The organism is Nocardia cyriacigeorgica (assembly GCF_010858045.1).
Lineage (GTDB): Bacteria > Actinomycetota > Actinomycetes > Mycobacteriales > Mycobacteriaceae > Nocardia > Nocardia cyriacigeorgica_E.
The window spans coordinates 1-314 of record NZ_JAAGVC010000249.1; the positions used below are offsets into that span (position 1 = coordinate 1).

At 64.6% G+C, this 314-nt stretch carries 1 pseudogene; it reads right to left on the bottom strand.

Annotation, left to right across the window (positions count from 1 at the left end):
- Positions 1-121, bottom strand: a pseudogene (locus GV790_RS31975) (ABC transporter ATP-binding protein); the annotation flags it as partial.
- Between the last annotated feature and the right edge of the window lie 193 nt (positions 122-314).

Sequence of the window (314 nt, forward strand, 5' to 3'; positions counted from 1 at the left end):
CGTTGGGGCCGAGGAATCCGTAGATCTCCCCCGGCTCCACCCGCATATCCACCCGATCCACCGCGCGATGGGTGCCGTACCGCTTGGTCAGCTGAGTTGTCACCACAATCGAATCCGTCATGACCGAAACCCTCCTCGCCGCACGCCGCGATCACATCCGTCCCGCGACGCGGCTTCGACTACGTCCGGCGTCGTAGGAGATCGGGCGGAATCGGGGTGTGCGCGGCGCGTATCGGGGAAATACGTGTCGGTACGGATGGATTCCGGCTGCTGGGCGAATAGGGTGCATAACGTGCGGGAGTTCGGGATGGCGG